Raw genomic sequence first — 17,911 nt, 5'->3', positions numbered from 1 at the left:
GAGAAATGGACTGACTTTACCCCTCCCCGTTGCACACTTATAAAAACGATATGAATGAAATTTAAACTTGCTCTCTGCATTCAAACACTGCTGCTACTGATTACTGTTGCAGTCTTTTCGCAGGAAAAGTCAAAAGTAGACCTTGCTGCAGAAATGGCGGTTATATTCAACCCGGATAAAGCGGATACCGGTCGCTTAATTGCTATTGGCATATCTTTTAAAAATGAAACTGGCAGCAATATCTACATACCACAAGCATCGGAAAGGCTGCTTTCAAAAAATAGAAAAACGTTATCCCTTTACAGAAATGGAGTGCTTTTTAAAGAAATAGATGGAGCCTACTATTCAGGGCGATCTTTCGCTCAAATTGAACGTCCCCCTCTGCCTAAGAATGTTGTAGTGCAATCATTTGATCCGATAAGTTTAGAGAGAATGTCCGGAATTGCCAAAGGGAAGTTCCTTAAATTTATTATTGATTCAATAGCCATGAAGAATAAAAATGCCAACAATACCATTGTCCAAAGGTATCTGAATGAAAAGGCAAAGTTATCCAATACGGATACGATTGGGCTGAGGGCATTCTTACTTCATGAATGTTTGTTTCTGAACGCAAATGATTGCTATAAAAATTACTTTGTCGTTCTTCTTGATATTCAAAAATTATTGCCGGGACGGTATGAGATCCGGTATGCACCGCAGCTGACCGTTTTGTCAGAAAAGAATACAGCTATAAAAAAAATCTTGAATTACGATAGTGCGATACCTTCTCAGGTGGTATGTAACTCAATTTATTTTGATATTTTGTAAGGACTTGAACCCTATGGCAGGAGGTGACATCTTTAACAATGGCTGGCAGGAGCAATGATCAGAAAGGAACGTATCGGCAAATCGATTTTCAGGTATGGCAAAATTTATATTGATAGCAATGATCCTGTTGAAGACAATAGCTTGTTTGAGCCAGTCGAAACCGGATCCGGATAATCGGAAAACCGATATAGGCGGTCTTTACCAGATGATTGAACATTTAAGGGATCAGAATAATATGCTGAACTATCAGCTTCGGCTCGCTACGGAGTTGGGCGAAGAGAATGTTGTACATAAAAGCAAGGATTCGAGTGTTACACTTTTTTTTGATAACAAGGGTCATCTGATCAAAAAACAAAAGCTTCTGTACCGTAATAACACTACGGTTGAATCGAGTTTGTTTTTCTTTAATAAAAATGGGAAACCGGAATATATTGAAAACTGGCATAGAACATATTATTTGATGGATAATAATAGGAAGCCTGACACTGTATTTGTTTTCAGCAGGCAGGGCCGTTCCAGGAGTGAATACGATACTATGGGTCGGATAACCAAACACGTAGTTTATTTGCCGACCCCCTTGATAAAAAAATTATCCTTTAAATATGATTCAGCCGGGAAAAAAAGCCAGTTTAATGATGATTCTGGACGGGGATTTTGGGATTGACCGGCCATACGATAAATCGGATGTAAAAACAGGAGGGGAGTTGATAATGAACCGGGATCACTTTTATTAAAATGCGTAATTACTAGTGGTTTGTGAGGACACAAACCACGGCCCACGCCACGGTCAGTGTCCTCACTGACCGAGAAAAGAAATAATTTTGATGCCGGCTTATTATGAATCAGCTTGTGTTGTTGGAAAAGCGGCCGGGGCGTAGTGAAAACAGGTTTTACTCCTGATTTTTAATGATTAAAATAGTCGGTGCGCAATGAGATTTACATTTCTTTTAATTGCTTTGTTTGTTTGTTTGGCACCCTATGGGCAGGTATCAACGAAAACACTGCACAATGTTGGCACAGATAGTGTAGTGGTCAGCAATAAAATTTTTAACTATTTAAAACAGCTTCAGCAAACTGTAAAGCTACAGGGGTACGAGTTATTGGTTTTGCAGCATCTTGGGCGCATTGATAGCGCAAGGTATAACAATGATTCGTTGGTGGTTTCATTCATTGGTAAAAATGGGTTGAAACTCAAAACGATTAAGCAAACTTTCCTAACGCGGAACAAGATAAGCAACTTTGAGGATTCGGTTGTATCCTATTACAATGAAAATGGAAGGCTGGTGTATATGGAATGGTGGAATAAGGTTTATGACAAAGCCCGGAAAGAGATAATTGAGCGGCAAAAGATAACGTATAGCCGGTATGAATATGATTCAAAAAACAGGCTTGTCAGGCGGTTGAAATTGATGCCAGAATACCGGGTTTGGGAATCCACTTTCTCCTATGAAGAGAACAAGAATGTCAAAGAAGATGGTAAATGGATTGACCCGGCTTCATTTTGGGCACCTGTAGAAGAAGCTTTAAAATGATAGCCGGATTTATTCTTTTTTAGAGGGAAGTTGGACCAAGGAACTATTGAGTTTGGATTGCTCTCTTTGAGTTTTATTGACGATCCCGCATTAATTTTATTTGTATATGCCAAACGCATAAAAAGTCCGCCAGGATCAATGAAACAACCTTTTTTTTAAATATTTAAATTTAAAAATACGCATATGAGAAAGAAACTAATTTTAAAACAATTTGTTGATGGGGGTAGCCATAAAAGAAAACTAAAACTTGCATTTGAAGAGTTGGAGAGGGGCCTTGAAGGAATTACAAAAGAAAACTTGGCTTCTTATAAGGGGGGTAGCAGCGGAGACACCGGAATAAGTAGTGAATACTGGATTTGGGGAGCTGATAGTGGATGGACTTGGATGGGTTGTGGTGAACCGGATTATAATGCACCGCATTATGGGAGCGACTTGGAAGAAATAATTGTTTCATCCTCGGGGACGGTTATTAGTAGGACCGTTGCTCCTGGTTACATTTCGACTACAACTGCTATGAGTTATAATCAAGGATACGAACTGGCTGGTTCATTAGGTACTTTGAGTGATATACTAATGGCTGTCTATGGTTTTCAAGCTGGTGTAATGAGCTCAGGAACAGCAATACCGTCAGCATTATTAGCATATGCGAACTCGCAACATAATGGGAATATACAGGACGCCATCCATTACCTTCGGGAAGGCAATATTATTGTAGAAAGGGCAGAGATATTCTCCTCTTCCGGTTTTGATTCAGCCACATATACTTTTACATCAGCTGACGGTTTACACTTGGGGACAATTACTCTTTGATAATAGGTTTTCCGAATTGCCCGGAGTCAGTATGCATAGATGGTGAAATATTTATATTTTATTTAAGGTAACCAGTTTTTATGTTTAGATTTTTTTATGTACTTCTATTTGTTGTTCTATTCGTTTTTGAAATCTACTTTATAGTTAAGAAGCCGCAAATAATTGGAACGAGGGGTGTTTTAATAATGGTAATCATACTGACAAACAGTTTGATATTGTATGTTTATAGGAAGGGTATTAAATATGCAATTTTTCTTCTATGCTTGTTATTGCTAATTTGTTGTACTGCTTTATATATATTCTATTAAAAAGATTAAAACACTTACTTTGTACCATTTCAATGCATGTTTTTAAGAAAAGTTTCTTCGGTCCTCTTCAGTGCTCAATATACTTTTCTTATTCTGAGGCTTGAAACAATGCTCTTAACGTTTATTGATCTTAAAAAACGTTAAACCTGCGCATCCTGACGATAAAACGCAAACTATAGTTGGAGGTTAAGGTGAGATTTAGCTATGAAAGTTTTTTATTGAGGGATATTAATGTTCTGCTAAAACCAGGATTAGACAAAGATGAATATGGAATACCTCTATAATAAGATATGATATACCTGTACCTGATTGACTACCACAGTCATTTTAAAACAAATGGGCTGGCAACTTATGTAAGCCAATTGCAGCTGCAACTATTTAAAGAAAAAAGGATCTGCTTACATTTTGTTTGGGTAAATAGTAATGTGAAAGATGGATTTCTGAAAAAGCAAATTAAAAATAACCTTCACTATTTTATACCCGGGCCTATAGATATTCCCGTTGACAAAGAAAGATTTGATAAAAAGGCTGCTGAATATTTGGCTGGCGAAACAGCTAATAAGCAGAATATTATCTTCCATTTTAACTGGATCAACCAGGCACCCTTTGCCCGGTTATTGAAGCAGCAGATCCCCGGCTGCAAAACGGTTTTGACAAAACACTGCATTCCCTGGCGTGATTTTATTATTAAAGACTACGCTACTTTTGTTTATCTTGATAAAAAATTGAAAGGCCCGGCATCTGTTGAAACTATTCACCCGGCACTGATACGGGAGAAGGTTAGTTATGACTCGGTAGATCATGTTATCTGTGTAACTGATTTTGCAAAGATGGCTTTGCAAAAAATGTTACAGGTACAGGAATCAAAAATTTCAGTTATCTACAATGGACTTGAAAGTATCAGAACCTCTGATAAGAAAGAAAGGCTCAGGAAAAAGTATGGCTTCGGCCAGAAGGAGAAGATCCTGTTTTTTGCAGGGAAACTCCATCAGAGCAAGGGGGTTAACGATTTGGTGGCAGCATTTGGTTTGCTACAGGAAAGTACGAAGAATGAAGACGTTGTAGGGGCTCGGCTCGTAATAGCAGGTACCGGCAATTATGATGAGGTTCTAAAAAACAGTAACACAGTTTTTTCAAAGATAACGATTACGGGCTTTTTGGATAAAAAAAGACTTTATGAGTTCTATCAGATGGCGGATATTGGGATAGTGCCTTCTTATGTAGAGCAATGCAGTTATACCGCTATTGAAATGATGTATTTTGGCTTGCCTCTTATCGTGTCTGATGTTGATGGATTAAGAGAAATAGTGCCGGATGATTGCGGACTTAAAGTTCCGCTGATATTAGGCAGACGCAATCCGTATATTAATCAAAAGCGGTTGGTCGACAGCATACAATTTTATTTCGAAAATCCTGAAACAGCTGCCCGATATGCAGCCAATGCCCGCCACCAGGCCCAAAAAAACTTTACGGCAAAACGTATGGCGGCAGCAACAGTTGCCGTTTATGAACAATTGATTGATCAACGTGAGTCGGCTGCGGGTATAATTGTTTCTGAATGGGATCCTTTGGTAACAGTTTTGCTATATTGTTACAACGCCGAAACCCATTTACGGGAATGCATAAACAGCATCTTAGGACAAGCCTATTCGAAGTTTGAATTGCTAATAGTAGATGGCGGATCAACAGATAAATCGGGCTCTATAATTAAAAGCTATAAAGACGAGAGGATTGTCTTCCTCAAAAACGATACGAACGAGGGGCTTGTAAAAACGCTGAACAAAGGTATAAAAGCAGCCAAAGGAAAATACATCGCAAGAATAGGTGCCGGCGATGTCATGCACCCCGAGCGGCTGCAAAAACAGGTGCGTTTTTTGGAAAACAAAAAACATAGTCGTATAGCAGTAACGGGTAGCCATCATTATGTGATAGATCCTTCCGGAAAAATGATTGGACTAACGCAATACCCGGTTGCGGATAAAGAAATAAAAGCGATCATGTCATTTCAAAACCCGTTTTCATCTTCTTCTGTTATGATCCGTTCCCATGTGTTGAAAAAGTACCGCTATACCAGTAAGTACCCGGATGTGGAGGATCATAGCTTATGGTTTAAGATAGCCGCCCAATTCGGGTTTGCCAGTATTCCGGATTTTTTAACATATCGCCGAATGAGTGATGCCCATGCCTTTTCAGAGCACGCAAACATGAAAAACAAGCATATAGCGGCCTTGCTTTCAGACGAACTGGAAAGGCTGGGCGTGGAGTATACTTCCTCTGAATTAGCTATACATATGGCGATTAGTTTTGGTTACGGAAAACGATATTTTAATACGCCGGAGAAAGAATGGGCATTACAGCAATGGTTGGATAAATTGTTTTACCGATTAAAGGGGCAATACGATTTTTCAGAAAACCTTACTGCACAAATGAAGCAATATGTTTTAGAAAATTTTTGTGGGGGGCCTAAATGAAATTATAGTTTATAGTATTATATGTCTTTTTTTTCAATCGTCATACCTGCGCATAACAATGCAGACAGCATCATTGAAACGATTCATTCGGTTAAAGATCAGTCTTTTAAAGAATGGCAATGTATTATAGTGGATGATTATTCTACTGATTATACAGCTGTAAGCGTGCAAAACTGCGTATGTGGCGATAATCGATTTTTATTTATAAAAAATGATTCGGGGAAGGGGGCTAATGTGTGCCGGAATTTAGGCATGAATAAAAGTAATGGAAAGTACCTCGTTTTTTTAGATGCGGATGATATATTATTGCCCTTTTGTTTGCAAAACAGGGCTGACGTTTTGTCGGGTAAGAAGGTTGATCTGTTGATATCCCCAACCGTTCATTTTGATACAAGCTTGGATAGAGCAATTGGCACATTCAAATGCGCCCAAAACTTTTCTTTGGATGAAATGATTGCGGCATTTATTGAACACCGAATACTCTGGACAACCACCGGAGCTACCTGGAAAAGAGATTTTTTATTGCGGATTGGAGGCTGGAACGAGAATTATCCCCGTTTGCAGGATGTGGAATTAAATATCAGGGCATTATTGCAAATCCCACGGATTTCGTTTTTGGAATGCCCCGATTCACATTTACGAAGAAGTGCTTTCACAAAACAGAAACAGGAAGCTGCGTTTGCGGGATTTAATTTATTATTAAGAGATTATTATTTTAAAATAGTAGGTGGTATCAATGAGGAATTGCTGGAGCAGCGTTATCAAAGAGCATTTGCTTCATTGACAAAAATTATTTTAACCTACTGGTGCCGGCTAAAAATTAATTTAACCGATAAATGGGGTCTGTTTTTTCTTGAAACAGCAAAAGAAATAATGGAAGAACCTGATTTTGTAAGGACAGAACGTCTTTTAAGATCAATTAACAAAGTCGGAACCGGCATTTAACGCTGCTGCACGGCCTCTTTTAATTTTTGCAATACCCCCGTTTGCAGCATTTTCTCCGCCACGTAGATCATATTGCAAAAAGCAGTGGCTTTTGAAATACCGTGCCCGATGATCACTGGTTTTTCGACTCCCAGTACCGGTGTGCCGCCATAGATCTCAAAATTGAACCGGTTTAGATAAGCATTTTCCAGCCCTTCTTTTTGAGTGATATCATAAATGGATTCGGCCAGCTTTAAGATAATATTGCCGGTAAACCCGTCGCAGACCATTACGTCCGCTTTGTCATTAAAGGTATCGCGTCCTTCGATGTTGCCGATAAAATGAATGGCTTTGTTAGCCTTCAGCAGGGGATAGGCGCCCTGGGTAAGCAGGTTGCCCTTGCCTTCTTCTTCTCCCACGTTTACGAGCCCTACTTTGGGATCCGGGATCTCCAGGATATGCCGGGCATAAACGGCGCCCAGGGTGGCAAACTGGTTCAGCTGTTCCGGCTTGCAGTCCGCATTCAACCCTACGTCCAGGATCAGGCCGGTGCGGCCGCCCTGTTTGGGAATAATGGATGAAATGACCGGGCGCAGGATCCCTTCGATCGTTTTCAGGTTAAAAAGCGCACCCACCAGCATCGCACCCGTATTGCCGGCGCTGATGAATGCATCGGTTTTGTCCTTAGCCAGGTAATGAAACCCCGTAGCAATAGAGGAGTGGGGCTTTTCCTTTAAAGCCTTCGTCGGATGCTCGTGCATATCGATGACCTGTGTGGTAGGTACAACCTGTATGCGGTCCGTAGAGATCGCTTCTTCGGTGATGATCCTGTTAAGCTCCTGCACATCTCCAAACAGGGTTAGCCGTATCGTATGATTGTCCTTATTCTCTGAAAGATATTTTTTAATCCCCCGCAATGCTTCAAGTGGGGCAAAGTCTCCCCCCATTGTATCAATTCCAATATTCATCTTATACGGATTAAAATTAAAAATTCCAAATACATTACCAACCAAAGGTCGTCAATGAATTTGGAATGAACAAGTTAAGTAAACGGGACTTAACGTTTTTTTTAAGCTTTTGAAGGCGCTTTTTCTGCAACAACCTTTCCTTTGTAAATCAGTTTTCCTTCGCTTACGTGCGCACGGTGACGTACATGCGTTTCGCCTGTAGTTGCATCGGTTGTTAAAGTAGCCGAAGTTGCTTTATAGTGAGTTCTGCGTTTTGCGCTTCTTTGCTGGCTGTGCCTGCGTTTAGGATTTGGCATAACTAATGAAATTAAATAGTTCTAAATTATCTTTTTCTTCTTTTTTACAAAAACTCAATTGTCCAGGTTCCTGAATTTTTCCAGATCCTTCCAGAGGGGGTTGCTCTCCTGTTTGGATTTGGCTTCAGCCTCCAGTTTGTTCAGCATTTTCAACGCTTCGGGGTTGCATTGCGGACCTTCCGCATTCTCAAACCCGCAGGTCTTATGCATCGGTATACTCAGGTTTATGAATTCATAAATCCAGTTCTCCGCATTCAGGTGACTTTCTCCCCGGCTGATGTAGTAAACATCCGGATCGTCTTCCTGGTCATTCATTAACTCCGGCTCTTCCACCATTTTTACGGTAATGATAAACTCATCCCATAAATCCAGGGAGATCGTGTTGTTGCAGCGGTCGCAAACCACATCCAGTTTGCCCCCCACTTCGAACTTCAGCATCATAAAACTGCTCTTTTTATCAAGCGACAATTTTATATGGGCTTTACAATTGGCAAAGTCCTGCTGTTGAAATGCTTCAAAGAACCGATCTGTTATTTCATAATTGAACTCATGAACTCCCGGTTTTAAACCCACAAAAGCAATATCATACTCTCTTCTGTAAGCCATGGCTCAACTCCTCCCTTTAATTTGGGATGCAAAGGTACGTAATTTATTTGAAACAGCCTAATTGGCGTCTGAATAGTTTAAAAGTTGAAAAGTTAACAAGGGCCTGCCCGTTAACCCATCAACCTGCCGGCGTCTCTCTAAGGGAATATCCCTAATTCAGCATAAGTAGTAGCTACTTTATTGATTGCCACCACGTAAGCTGCCGTTCGCATGTCCGGGATATCCGGGTTATTGCGCCATTCCTCCATAATTTCCCGGGTAGCGCCGATCATGGTCTCCTCCAGGCCACTGTATACAAGATCCACCTCATCGGCACCATGCATGATCATTTTCCGGTTTTTTTCTGCTACTTTCTTCCCGGAGAGGTGCTCCAGCTCCTCCAGTATGGTGGTATTTACATTTTCTGTGAACCGTTTCTCCAGGCGGCCATACCGCACATGGCTCAGGTTCTTCAGCCACTCAAAATAGGAAACGGTTACTCCCCCGGCATTCAGGTACATATCCGGGATCACCAGTACCTGCTTTTGTAAAAAGATCTCATCTGCTTCGGGGGTCAGCGGGCCATTGGCTGCTTCACCAATGATCTTTGCTTTTATACGGGGAGCGTTGTTCTTATCAATGACGTTCTCAAGCGCCGCGGGGATAAGGATGTCGCAGGCGAGCTCCAGCGTTTCCAGCGAATTGCTGTGGTTGACGGCTCCGCTGAAATTAAGAATGGAGCCCGTACGCCGCCTGTGCTGGAAGACTTCTTCCACATCCAGCCCCTGTTCGTTGCTGATGCCGCCTTCATACTCGGCGATGCCTACGATAAGTGCACCGGCCTCGTGAAAAAATTTAGCGGTATGATAACCTACATTTCCAAGTCCCTGTATAATGACCTTTTTCCCGGCAACACCGGTGGATAATCCCAGTTTTTCCATTTCCTCCTGCATGTTGCAAACTTCACGGATACCGAAAAATACGCCCAGCCCTGTAGCCTCCCTGCGCCCGCGTACGCCGCCCTGGCTTACAGGTTTGCCGGTTACGCAGCCGGCCGCATCAATTTCCTGCGGGTTCATGGCGCTGTAAGTATCCACGATCCAGGCCATCTCCCGTTCGCCGGTTCCGTAGTCGGGAGCGGGTACGTCTGTAGCGGGACCGATAAAGTTCTTTTTGATCAGTTCCGATGTGTAGCGCCGGGTTATTTTTTCAAGTTCGTAGGGGGTATAGCTCTTGGGGTCGATCTTGATGCCGCCTTTGCCTCCGCCAAAGGGAACGTTAACAATGGCGCACTTGTAGGTCATTAACGCAGCCAGGGCCATTACCTCATCCTGGGTCACCTGCATTGAAAAGCGGATACCTCCTTTGCAGGGGGTCTTATGATGGGAGTGCTGTACGCGGTAGGCTTCAATGACCTCGATGGCCCCGTTCTCCCTTTTTATGGGGAAACGCATCCGGTAAACCGAATTGCAGGCACTGATCTGTTCCAGTAACCCTTTATCCCATTTGGTAAATTGGGCGGCCCGGTGAAAGCTTTTTTCTACCGCTTCAAAAAAATTGTATTGAACTTCAGACATAGTTGTATATTTTCAAATTAGCAATGTTGCGCAATAGTTCCCAGGGAGCTTGTCTGAACTAATCCCTGGATTCTTTCTCGAGCTTTTTCAGCCTTCTTTCTACCCGGAACATATAAAGGAATATGCCCAGCAGGATCACCAGCAATACGGCGATGACCACATAAATTCTTCCGTTGCTTCTCATGATAGAGTCGGGGGCGGATTGTGCTGTGGCCAGGCCGGGGAGGGCCAGCAGGGTTATAAAAGCGAGAAAATGGTTGACAGATTTTTTCATTTTTTCAAAAGCGATTTTTCTTTCAGTAAATTGATCCTGATCTTCAGCGTTGCGATCCATACACCCAGCAGCGCCCACCCGATAAAAGCGGGATATTCCACCATCCGCATTTCGGAGCTTACATCTTTAAAGTTCAGCGCAGGATTTCCTTCCTGTCCCGGATGCAGGCTGGGCAGCAGCCTCGGCACAATAAAAATGGTGGGGAAGAGCATCGCAAATGCAAAAATGTTGTAGACCGCGCTCACCCTCGCCCTCTTGTCCAGGTCACTCATAGAATCTCTCAGGATCAGGTAGGCAAAATAGATCAGCAGGGCTACTGCGGTACCGATCAGTTTGGGCTCCCGGGCTACCGCGCTGAACGATTGAAAGGCCGGGTTGTTGGGATCGGCCCAGGTATAGCTGGCCCAGATCGACCCGGTAGCATAGCCCAGCAGTCCGAAGAAAAGGCCCACCGTTGCGTAGTTTTTAGCGGCGATATCGTACTTCAGGTTCATGGTGCGCAGGTACCTAACGGAATGCACTACAGAGCAAATAAAAAGCACCATCATAGCCATCCACATACCTACATGGTAAAACAGGTTGCGACTGGTTTCACCCAGGATGGGTAAGTTGGGAACTTTAACAAGCAGTCCGGCTACAAGCGCGTATATCAAGAGAAGTACACAAAGGATTTTCCACCACGATTTATACATATTCAGGTATTCTTATCTGTACACTTTAGAGTAAAACACAAAAGTAAGCGGAAAGTTGTTTACTCAACCAAATTTGAAAATTGAGTAATAAAAATAGAATTCCTGTAGAAATTCGGTAACAGTTTTGCCGGCCCCCGGTATTTCCATCAACAAAAGATCCCGCAGGCTTATTTTATACCGGAATCCCGGAGCAACCTGATGTCATATCAGGCATACACTGACTGTTAAGATCTGCCACGGAAGCGCGGAAAAACAGTTCTTCCCTGCTGTGGCGAAAAAGCATCATGGACAGGGCACTAGTCCTTCCATAGAAAAGGAAAGAGGATCACTGCAAGAATCGCTACCAGTACATCCAGGGAAACCAGCAGGGCTATATCGTTCCATAAAATAGAAAGGACCGGATTAAAGGCTGCGGAAGTGATCTTCATCAGCAACATCAGTTGCGGCACGATGATGGGGAACCCGAGTATGGCCATGATTGCCGCGTTTTGCTGTGCCTTGGCAGCAATAGCTGCCAGGAAGGTAAATACCATGCTCAGGCTCCATCCCCCTAATAATACCAGGCCTATGAATGGAGCTGTTTTCTGAACCGGGTTGCCCAGCAGGGCCCAAAACAGCAACAGGCTTACGAAGGACATCAGCAGCATCAATGCGGAATTGAACAGCAGCTTGGCCAGTACAAAGTGAACAGGGGAGGCAATGGTATAAAAATAGAGCATGCGTGCCCGGCTTTCCTGTAAAAAGCTTTTGGCCACCGCGTTGATACAGATGAATAGCTGGATCACCCAAAAGAGCCCGTTCCAGATAGCGCCCTCGGGTTCATCAATCACCAGGAAAAGCACAAAAACGGTAGCTGCAATATATAATAAAATACCATATAAGCTGTATTGCTGCCTGATTTCAAGAAGTATATCTTTTTTTACTAAATGTATAATAGGATGTTGTGGCAATGGCCCTCCGTGTTTAAACTTTATCAAAATAGCACTTGCGGCAACGGGGCTCATAGGCATCCGTGGCGCCCAGCATGATCTGCTCGTTGTCCGGGATCTTACGATAGGAATAGTTGGCAATATTGCCGCATCTCACACAAATGGCATGCAGCTTGGTAATGTAATCGGCTTTTGCCAGCATAAAGGGCATTTGCCCAAAAGGCTTGCCGGTGAAGTCCATATCCAGCCCGGCCACAATAACACGGATCCCCTGGTAGGCCAGCCGGTCGCATACATCCGGCAGTTCGGGATCAAAGAACTGGGCTTCATCGATGCCGATGACATCGGCATCCTGTCCTAATAAAAGGATCTTTTGGGAGTTGTCTACAGGAGTAGATAGGATGGCATTGGTATCGTGGGATACAATATGTTCCTCATCATAGCGGGTATCCAGCACCGGCTTAAAGATCTCCACTTTAAGGTTCGCAAATTTTACACGCTTTAACCTCCGGATCAGCTCTTCTGTTTTACCGCTAAACATGGAGCCACAGATCACCTCTATCCACCCGCGACGGCCCCCTGTAAGATTCGGTTCTATAAACATCTTCTGTTTTTATTGTAATGGAAACAATTTTTGGAGTGTTATTTGTATATTGCTATCATTACATTGTGTCCATAATTGTTCAAAAGTAGGATAATGCAGCGAATAGAAGCACTGATCGAAAAATTAAGAACCCAATTTAATAACAAGGCAGATCTATCTCAGTTACTGATCACAACGCAAATGATCCAGCGGGAGATCAGCGGTGAGATGAGGGAAACCGCTGTGTTAGGCAGCAGCAGTGTTGCTGTTGTGATGCCGAATATGCCTTCCGTGAACAAAGGAATCATCATTAAGGATAAGCAGGGAAACGAAAGGGAATATTTCCAGTTGGATATCTCCGGTGAGGATGAAGCGGATGAAGAAGAGCTGCGGCTGCTGGAGTTGCAGCATGAAGCGGGAATGTACACTGCCGCGCCCGAACCTTCTTCAGCTAAAAGTAGCGGTAAAGGCGATAAGCGGATGAAAATACAGGAATTTGATCCTTTAATTGAAGTTCCAACACTGTTTCAGCAGGTCCGCAATGGGGACCTGCTTGTGGCGGCAGATAATAACATCGCAATAACCGTGGAACCGGAACACGGAGCTGCGGCTGTTCCTGTAAGCCGGATCAGCGATCTTACGGTTGATGTTTCCGATACGGACAGGGAGCGGTTTGTGAAAAACCTGTTCCGGGGCGATGCGGTTATGTACAACCGCAGCATCAAAACGATCAATAATTTTGATACCCTGGAAGAAGCTGAATACTGGGTAAAACGGGAGCTTAAAACAAAACTGGGATGGGCCAACAACCGCGATGTGGAATACTTCGACCGGCTGATCTATCGCAGGTTTTCGCAGATATAACTCAGTATAATGTGGGTAGCACCGGTGTTCTCGCTTACAAACTGCCCTGCTTTTACCCCTGATTCCTGCCGGAAATCCCTGTTTGCCTCCAGTTTATTTAGTATCTTAATTAATTGGTAATTAGTATTGTAACTAAAGGCACCTCCATTTTTAATGAGGGTTCTGGCTTCTGCAAATTTTTGATAATTCGGACCAAATAGAACGGATTTCCCAAAAACGGCAGCCTCAAGGGTATTGTGGATGCCGGATTTATTAAAACCGCCGCCGATATAGGCGATATCTGCATAATAATAGAGGCGGGATAGCATCCCGATATTGTCGATGATCAATACATTGCTTCTGAGTCCGGGTGCTTCCTTTAGCCGGGAAAAAAGCAACGCAGCAGGAAAAAGGCTTTTTATTTCCTTTATATGATCTCCATTAACTTCATGAGGAGCAATTATTAATGTGATTTTGCTATTGTTTGATTTTAGATAAGTGGCCAGCTTTTTTTCATCATCCGGCCAGGTGCTTCCGGCTACCAGTACCAGGGGGTGTTGATGAACGAATGCAGCAATGGCCGGTATCGGCTCAAACCCGGAAGCGATCTCAGCAACGCGGTCGAACCTTGTATCCCCGGCTACCGTGATCTTTGTGGCCGGTATGATGGGGCTAAGCCGGTCTTTACTCTCAGGGTCCTGTACAAAAATATGCGTAAAACAGCGGAGCATACCCCGGTGAAAGCCTCCATAGGACTTAAAGAAAATGGCGTTTTCCCGGAACAATGCGGATATCAGCAGCACCGGCTTTCCCCTGTCTTTAAGTGCATGCAACAGGTGATACCAGTATTCATATTTCACAAAGATGGTGAGTGCGGGTTTTACCAGGTTCACAAAATCCCGGGCATTGCGGCGGGTGTCGAGCGGAAGATAAAAAACCCAATCGGCATGCGCATAATTTTTCCGGATCTCGTAGCCAGAGGGGGAAAAGAAGGTGAGCAATATCTTATGACCGGGGTATTGTTTTTTCAATGATTCCAGGATGGTACGGCCCTGTTCAAATTCTCCCAGCGAGGCGCAGTGTATCCATATAACAGGCGCCGCATTATCTCTGAGAGCATGCCGCAGCCGGGCCGTTAAGTCTTTTCTTCCGGCCACCCATAACCGGGCTTTTTTATTAAACAGGGAGGCCATAACAATAAAAGCCCGGTAGCTATGCAGGAAAAGGGAATATATAAAAGTTGACACTTGTTCTTTTTTGCAAATTTAATGCGCTGCAAAGTAGTTTTTATTTAATTACATTTGCAACCCAATTAAAGCGATTTATATGAGACCTTTATATATGGTAGATACGCATTCTCAGTATCACAGGATAAAACACCAGGTAGACAAAGCTGTATTGGATGTAATGGAAAGCACAGCTTTTATCAATGGCAGGCCTGTAAAGGAGTTTTCGGATCACCTGGCAGCCTACCTGGGCGTAAAACACGTGATCCCCTGTGCAAACGGAACAGATGCCCTGCAAATAGCCCTCATGGCACTGGGATTGCAACCGGGCGATGAGGTGATCACACCCTCATTTACCTATATAGCAACAACGGAAGTGATCGCCTTATTAAAACTGACCCCGGTTTTTGTAGAAGTGGACCCCAGGACTTTTTGTATAGATCCGGCTGCAATTGAGAAGGCGATCACCCCCAAAACAAAAGCGATCGTTCCCGTTCATTTATATGGTCAATCGGCCAATATGGAGGCCATTTTAAAGGTTGCGGAAGAGCACCGTCTTTACGTGGTGGAGGACAATGCGCAGGCGATCGGCTGTAACTTTCATTTTTCGGATGGGACATCAAAGAAAACCGGAACCATCGGGCATATCGGGTGTACCTCCTTTTATCCCAGTAAAAACCTGGGGGCTTTTGGAGATGGGGGCGCTATGTGTACCAATGATGACGCATTAGCGGAAAAATTGAAAATGATCGCCAATCACGGGCAAAAAGAGCGGTACTATCATGAGATGGTCGGCTGTAACAGCCGGCTTGATAGTATACAGGCAGCCATCCTGGATGTAAAGCTTAACCACCTGGACGCCTATTGCACCGCGCGGCAGGAAGCGGCCGCTTACTATGACCGGGCATTTGCGAACACGGCCTCCGTCATTACACCTCATAAGGCAGACTATTCGGATCACGTTTATCATCAATACACCATCGCGCTGGAAGGGGTAAACCGGGATGCGTTTAAAGCCCGGCTCGATAAAACGGGGGTGCCTTCCATGATCTATTACCCGGTGCCGGCACACAAGCAGAAAATGTTTGAACAATTTGGAGTAGGCCAGCTGGAGTTACCACTGACTTCCTGGTTAACGGAAAGAGTGATCTCCCTGCCCATTCATACCGAAATGGATGAAGAGCAGCTGCAATTTATAACGGACACGGTGCTGTCCATTCTTTAATATTCAAAAGAACAGGTGAGCATATGTACGAAGCACTATTGAGCAAAAAGGAAAAACTGGCCGTAATCGGGCTGGGATATGTGGGATTGCCGATCGCTCTTGAGTTCGCAAAGAAGCTTTCCGTTATTGGGTTCGACATCAACGGGCAGCGGATCGGGTTGATGCAAAAGGGTATCGATCCCAGTAATGAGCTGGAACCGGAGGCTTTTGAAGGTTGCGACATCACTTTTACCAGTTCGATCGATGTACTGCGGGAGGCCCGTTTCTTTATTGTAGCTGTGCCCACACCGGTGGATGCATCCAATATCCCGGATCTGACACCGGTGCTGAAAGCATCCGCAACCATTGGAAAGGTCATCAAGAAAGGGGATTATGTCGTTTTTGAATCTACCGTATATCCCGGGTGTACAGAAGAAGACTGTTTACCGGTGATTGAAGAAATATCCGGTTTAAAGTATAAAGAGGATTTCAAGCTGGGGTATTCGCCGGAGCGGATCAACCCGGGTGATAAGGAACATACGCTCAGCTCTATTGTTAAGGTAGTGGCGGGCTGTGATGCAGAAGCCCTGGAGGTAATTGCCGCGGTGTACCGCCTTGTGGTAACGGCGGGGGTACATAAGGCTTCTTCCATAAAAGTAGCAGAAGCCGCCAAAGTTATTGAAAATACGCAGCGGGACCTGAACATTGCCCTGATGAACGAGTTGTCTATCATCTTCAACATGATGGATATTAATACCTACGAAGTGCTTGAAGCTGCCGGCACCAAATGGAATTTTCTGAAGTTCCAGCCGGGGTTGGTAGGGGGGCATTGTATAGGAGTAGATCCTTATTATCTTACCCACAAGGCAAACCAGCTGGGGTACAACGCAGAAGTGATCCTGGCCGGCCGGAGCATCAACGACCGCATGGCCAAGCATGTGGCAGAAAAGGTGGTGAAACATATCCTGAAGAACGGCACCAATATCGCCGAGGCCGTGGTGCTGATCAAGGGCGTTACCTTTAAGGAAAATGTGAGTGATATCCGGAACAGTAAGATCGCCAACGTGGTTGCGGCGCTCAGGGAATATTCGGTAAACGTTCATGTAGAGGATCCCCTGGCCGATTCAGATGCCTTAATGCATGAGTACGGTTTTTCGCTTACCGGCGCCCCGGCCTCTAATTACGATGCTGTTATAGTAGCGGTGCCCCACCGTCAATACGCTCAGCTGGATGATGCTTATTTTTGCAGCATCACAAAAGAGAACGCAATTGTTGCAGATATAAAAGGGACGTACCGGAATAAAATCAATAACCGGAGTTATTTTAGTTTATAATGCCATTTACCAATACCAATATCGAAGGACTGCTGTTATATGAACCCCGCGTATTTGAGGATACACGGGGGTGTTTTTTTGAAGCGTATAATCAGGCTGCTTTTGCGGAAGCGGGGATCAGCTATCATTTTATACAGGACAACCAGTCTCATTCTTCCTACGGCGTTATCCGGGGGTTGCATTACCAGCTGAACCCCCATGCGCAATGCAAGCTGGTACGGGTACTTGAGGGTTCCATCCTGGATGTGGCCGTGGATGTCCGGAAACAATCACCCACCTATGGCCGGGTATTCACCGTGGAGCTTTCATCGGCAAACAAAAAGCAGCTGCTGGTCCCCCATGGATTTGCACACGGATTTTCGGTTTTGAGTGCCGGTGCAACCGTGCTTTATAAATGCGATGCATTTTATCACAGGGAAAGCGAGGGCGGCATTCTGTATAATGATCCGGACCTGGCCATCAACTGGCATATACCGGAAGCGGAACAGATCATTTCCGAAAAGGACCGGCTGCTTCCCGCATTCAAGGATGCTTTAAATAATTTTTGA

The 17,911-nt window shown here is 44.1% G+C and carries 19 protein-coding genes; 10 read left to right on the top strand and 9 right to left on the bottom strand.

The features are described 5' to 3' along the window. Positions 1 to 54 precede the first annotated feature (54 nt). The 6 genes from BLS44_RS16345 to BLS44_RS16315 all read left to right on the top strand — a co-directional run bounded on the left by BLS44_RS16345 (position 55) and on the right by BLS44_RS16315 (position 6,873). A complete protein-coding gene (locus tag BLS44_RS16345) occupies positions 55 to 807 on the top strand; it encodes a hypothetical protein (RefSeq protein WP_090391295.1) in 753 nt (250 codons plus the stop codon). A gap of 94 nt (positions 808 to 901) precedes the next feature. Next, positions 902 to 1,471 (top strand): hypothetical protein, encoded by a 570-nt coding sequence (locus BLS44_RS16340; RefSeq protein WP_090391294.1) that lies wholly within the window; start codon positions 902 to 904, stop codon positions 1,469 to 1,471. A gap of 265 nt (positions 1,472 to 1,736) precedes the next feature. Continuing rightward, on the top strand, positions 1,737 to 2,339 hold the full coding sequence (locus tag BLS44_RS16335) for a hypothetical protein (RefSeq protein ID WP_090391293.1): 603 nt from the start codon (positions 1,737 to 1,739) through the stop codon (positions 2,337 to 2,339). Positions 2,340 to 2,522: 183 nt separating this feature from the next. Continuing rightward, entirely contained in the window at positions 2,523 to 3,149 is a 627-nt protein-coding gene (locus BLS44_RS16330; protein ID WP_090391292.1) for a hypothetical protein, read from the top strand. Between the two features lie 598 nt (positions 3,150 to 3,747). Then, complete coding sequence (locus tag BLS44_RS16320) at positions 3,748 to 5,928, top strand: glycosyltransferase (protein WP_090391290.1); 2,181 nt, start codon at positions 3,748 to 3,750, stop codon at positions 5,926 to 5,928. A gap of 21 nt (positions 5,929 to 5,949) precedes the next feature. Further along, a complete protein-coding gene (locus BLS44_RS16315) occupies positions 5,950 to 6,873 on the top strand; it encodes a glycosyltransferase family 2 protein (RefSeq protein ID WP_090391289.1) in 924 nt (307 codons plus the stop codon). Here the strand turns inward: BLS44_RS16315 and plsX are convergent. The 8 genes from plsX to BLS44_RS16275 form a co-directional block, all read right to left on the bottom strand. Beyond that, positions 6,870 to 7,820 carry a phosphate acyltransferase PlsX gene (plsX, locus tag BLS44_RS16310; RefSeq protein WP_090391288.1) on the bottom strand — a complete coding sequence of 317 codons (951 nt, stop codon included), beginning with the start codon at positions 7,818 to 7,820 and terminating at the stop codon, positions 6,870 to 6,872. The two genes, BLS44_RS16315 and plsX, sit on opposite strands and share 4 nt — an antisense overlap. 101 nt (positions 7,821 to 7,921) lie before the next feature. Beyond that, complete coding sequence (gene rpmF / locus BLS44_RS16305) at positions 7,922 to 8,116, bottom strand: 50S ribosomal protein L32 (protein ID WP_090391287.1); 195 nt, start codon at positions 8,114 to 8,116, stop codon at positions 7,922 to 7,924. 54 nt (positions 8,117 to 8,170) lie between these two features. After that, the gene (locus BLS44_RS16300; RefSeq protein ID WP_090391286.1) at positions 8,171 to 8,722 is read right to left on the bottom strand and encodes a YceD family protein; all 552 of its coding nucleotides are present in this window, start codon (positions 8,720 to 8,722) and stop codon (positions 8,171 to 8,173) included. Positions 8,723 to 8,859: 137 nt separating this feature from the next. Continuing rightward, positions 8,860 to 10,278: a Glu/Leu/Phe/Val family dehydrogenase gene (locus tag BLS44_RS16295; RefSeq protein ID WP_090391285.1), complete on the bottom strand. Its 1,419-nt coding sequence runs from the start codon at positions 10,276 to 10,278 to the stop codon at positions 8,860 to 8,862. A 58-nt stretch (positions 10,279 to 10,336) separates the two neighbouring features. Next, positions 10,337 to 10,552 carry a CcmD family protein gene (locus tag BLS44_RS16290; protein WP_090391284.1) on the bottom strand — a complete coding sequence of 72 codons (216 nt, stop codon included), beginning with the start codon at positions 10,550 to 10,552 and terminating at the stop codon, positions 10,337 to 10,339. Then, a complete protein-coding gene (ccsA, locus tag BLS44_RS16285; RefSeq protein WP_090391283.1) occupies positions 10,549 to 11,244 on the bottom strand; it encodes a cytochrome c biogenesis protein CcsA in 696 nt (231 codons plus the stop codon). The genes BLS44_RS16290 and ccsA overlap by 4 nt, the downstream gene beginning before the upstream one ends. 296 nt (positions 11,245 to 11,540) lie before the next feature. After that, a complete protein-coding gene (locus tag BLS44_RS16280) occupies positions 11,541 to 12,194 on the bottom strand; it encodes a heme exporter protein CcmB (RefSeq protein WP_245729237.1) in 654 nt (217 codons plus the stop codon). Positions 12,195 to 12,207: 13 nt separating this feature from the next. After that, positions 12,208 to 12,777 carry a thymidine kinase gene (locus BLS44_RS16275; RefSeq protein ID WP_090391281.1) on the bottom strand — a complete coding sequence of 190 codons (570 nt, stop codon included), beginning with the start codon at positions 12,775 to 12,777 and terminating at the stop codon, positions 12,208 to 12,210. Positions 12,778 to 12,870: 93 nt separating this feature from the next. Here BLS44_RS16275 and BLS44_RS16270 point away from each other — a divergent pair, with 93 nt between their 5' ends. Beyond that, a complete protein-coding gene (locus BLS44_RS16270) occupies positions 12,871 to 13,620 on the top strand; it encodes a hypothetical protein (RefSeq protein WP_090391280.1) in 750 nt (249 codons plus the stop codon). Here BLS44_RS16270 and BLS44_RS16265 read toward each other — a convergent pair. After that, positions 13,596 to 14,846, bottom strand: a complete 1,251-nt coding sequence (locus tag BLS44_RS16265) for a 3-deoxy-D-manno-octulosonic acid transferase (RefSeq protein ID WP_090391279.1) — start codon at positions 14,844 to 14,846, stop codon at positions 13,596 to 13,598. The genes BLS44_RS16270 and BLS44_RS16265 overlap by 25 nt on opposite strands. Before the next feature lie 79 nt (positions 14,847 to 14,925). Here BLS44_RS16265 and BLS44_RS16260 point away from each other — a divergent pair, with 79 nt between their 5' ends. The 3 genes from BLS44_RS16260 to rfbC are packed head-to-tail and all read left to right on the top strand — an operon-like array spanning position 14,926 to position 17,911. After that, positions 14,926 to 16,050 carry a DegT/DnrJ/EryC1/StrS family aminotransferase gene (locus tag BLS44_RS16260; RefSeq protein ID WP_090391278.1) on the top strand — a complete coding sequence of 375 codons (1,125 nt, stop codon included), beginning with the start codon at positions 14,926 to 14,928 and terminating at the stop codon, positions 16,048 to 16,050. A 23-nt stretch (positions 16,051 to 16,073) separates the two neighbouring features. Continuing rightward, complete coding sequence (locus BLS44_RS16255; RefSeq protein ID WP_090391277.1) at positions 16,074 to 17,363, top strand: nucleotide sugar dehydrogenase; 1,290 nt, start codon at positions 16,074 to 16,076, stop codon at positions 17,361 to 17,363. Then, positions 17,363 to 17,911, top strand: coding sequence for a dTDP-4-dehydrorhamnose 3,5-epimerase (rfbC, locus tag BLS44_RS16250; protein WP_090391276.1), 549 nt, complete (start codon positions 17,363 to 17,365; stop codon positions 17,909 to 17,911). The genes BLS44_RS16255 and rfbC overlap by 1 nt, the downstream gene beginning before the upstream one ends.

The organism is Niabella drilacis, from assembly GCF_900101395.1.
Lineage (GTDB): Bacteria > Bacteroidota > Bacteroidia > Chitinophagales > Chitinophagaceae > Niabella > Niabella drilacis.
This window is presented reverse-complemented; position numbering and strand designations above follow the sequence as displayed.

What these genes read in the sequence shown, in the direction of transcription:
- BLS44_RS16345 (WP_090391295.1), top strand. Translation starts at nt 55, where the DNA reads ATGAAATTTAAACTTGCTCTCTGCATTCAAACACTGCTGCTACTGATT.
- BLS44_RS16340 (WP_090391294.1), top strand. Translation starts at nt 902, where the DNA reads ATGGCAAAATTTATATTGATAGCAATGATCCTGTTGAAGACAATAGCT.
- BLS44_RS16335 (WP_090391293.1), top strand. Translation starts at nt 1,737, where the DNA reads ATGAGATTTACATTTCTTTTAATTGCTTTGTTTGTTTGTTTGGCACCC.
- BLS44_RS16330 (WP_090391292.1), top strand. Translation starts at nt 2,523, where the DNA reads ATGAGAAAGAAACTAATTTTAAAACAATTTGTTGATGGGGGTAGCCAT.
- BLS44_RS16320 (WP_090391290.1), top strand. Translation starts at nt 3,748, where the DNA reads ATGATATACCTGTACCTGATTGACTACCACAGTCATTTTAAAACAAAT.
- BLS44_RS16315 (WP_090391289.1), top strand. Translation starts at nt 5,950, where the DNA reads ATGTCTTTTTTTTCAATCGTCATACCTGCGCATAACAATGCAGACAGC.
- plsX (WP_090391288.1), bottom strand. Translation starts at nt 7,820, where the DNA reads ATGAATATTGGAATTGATACAATGGGGGGAGACTTTGCCCCACTTGAA.
- rpmF (WP_090391287.1), bottom strand. Translation starts at nt 8,116, where the DNA reads ATGCCAAATCCTAAACGCAGGCACAGCCAGCAAAGAAGCGCAAAACGC.
- BLS44_RS16300 (WP_090391286.1), bottom strand. Translation starts at nt 8,722, where the DNA reads ATGGCTTACAGAAGAGAGTATGATATTGCTTTTGTGGGTTTAAAACCG.
- BLS44_RS16295 (WP_090391285.1), bottom strand. Translation starts at nt 10,278, where the DNA reads ATGTCTGAAGTTCAATACAATTTTTTTGAAGCGGTAGAAAAAAGCTTT.
- BLS44_RS16290 (WP_090391284.1), bottom strand. Translation starts at nt 10,552, where the DNA reads ATGAAAAAATCTGTCAACCATTTTCTCGCTTTTATAACCCTGCTGGCC.
- ccsA (WP_090391283.1), bottom strand. Translation starts at nt 11,244, where the DNA reads ATGTATAAATCGTGGTGGAAAATCCTTTGTGTACTTCTCTTGATATAC.
- BLS44_RS16275 (WP_090391281.1), bottom strand. Translation starts at nt 12,777, where the DNA reads ATGTTTATAGAACCGAATCTTACAGGGGGCCGTCGCGGGTGGATAGAG.
- BLS44_RS16270 (WP_090391280.1), top strand. Translation starts at nt 12,871, where the DNA reads ATGCAGCGAATAGAAGCACTGATCGAAAAATTAAGAACCCAATTTAAT.
- BLS44_RS16260 (WP_090391278.1), top strand. Translation starts at nt 14,926, where the DNA reads ATGAGACCTTTATATATGGTAGATACGCATTCTCAGTATCACAGGATA.
- BLS44_RS16255 (WP_090391277.1), top strand. Translation starts at nt 16,074, where the DNA reads ATGTACGAAGCACTATTGAGCAAAAAGGAAAAACTGGCCGTAATCGGG.
- rfbC (WP_090391276.1), top strand. Translation starts at nt 17,363, where the DNA reads ATGCCATTTACCAATACCAATATCGAAGGACTGCTGTTATATGAACCC.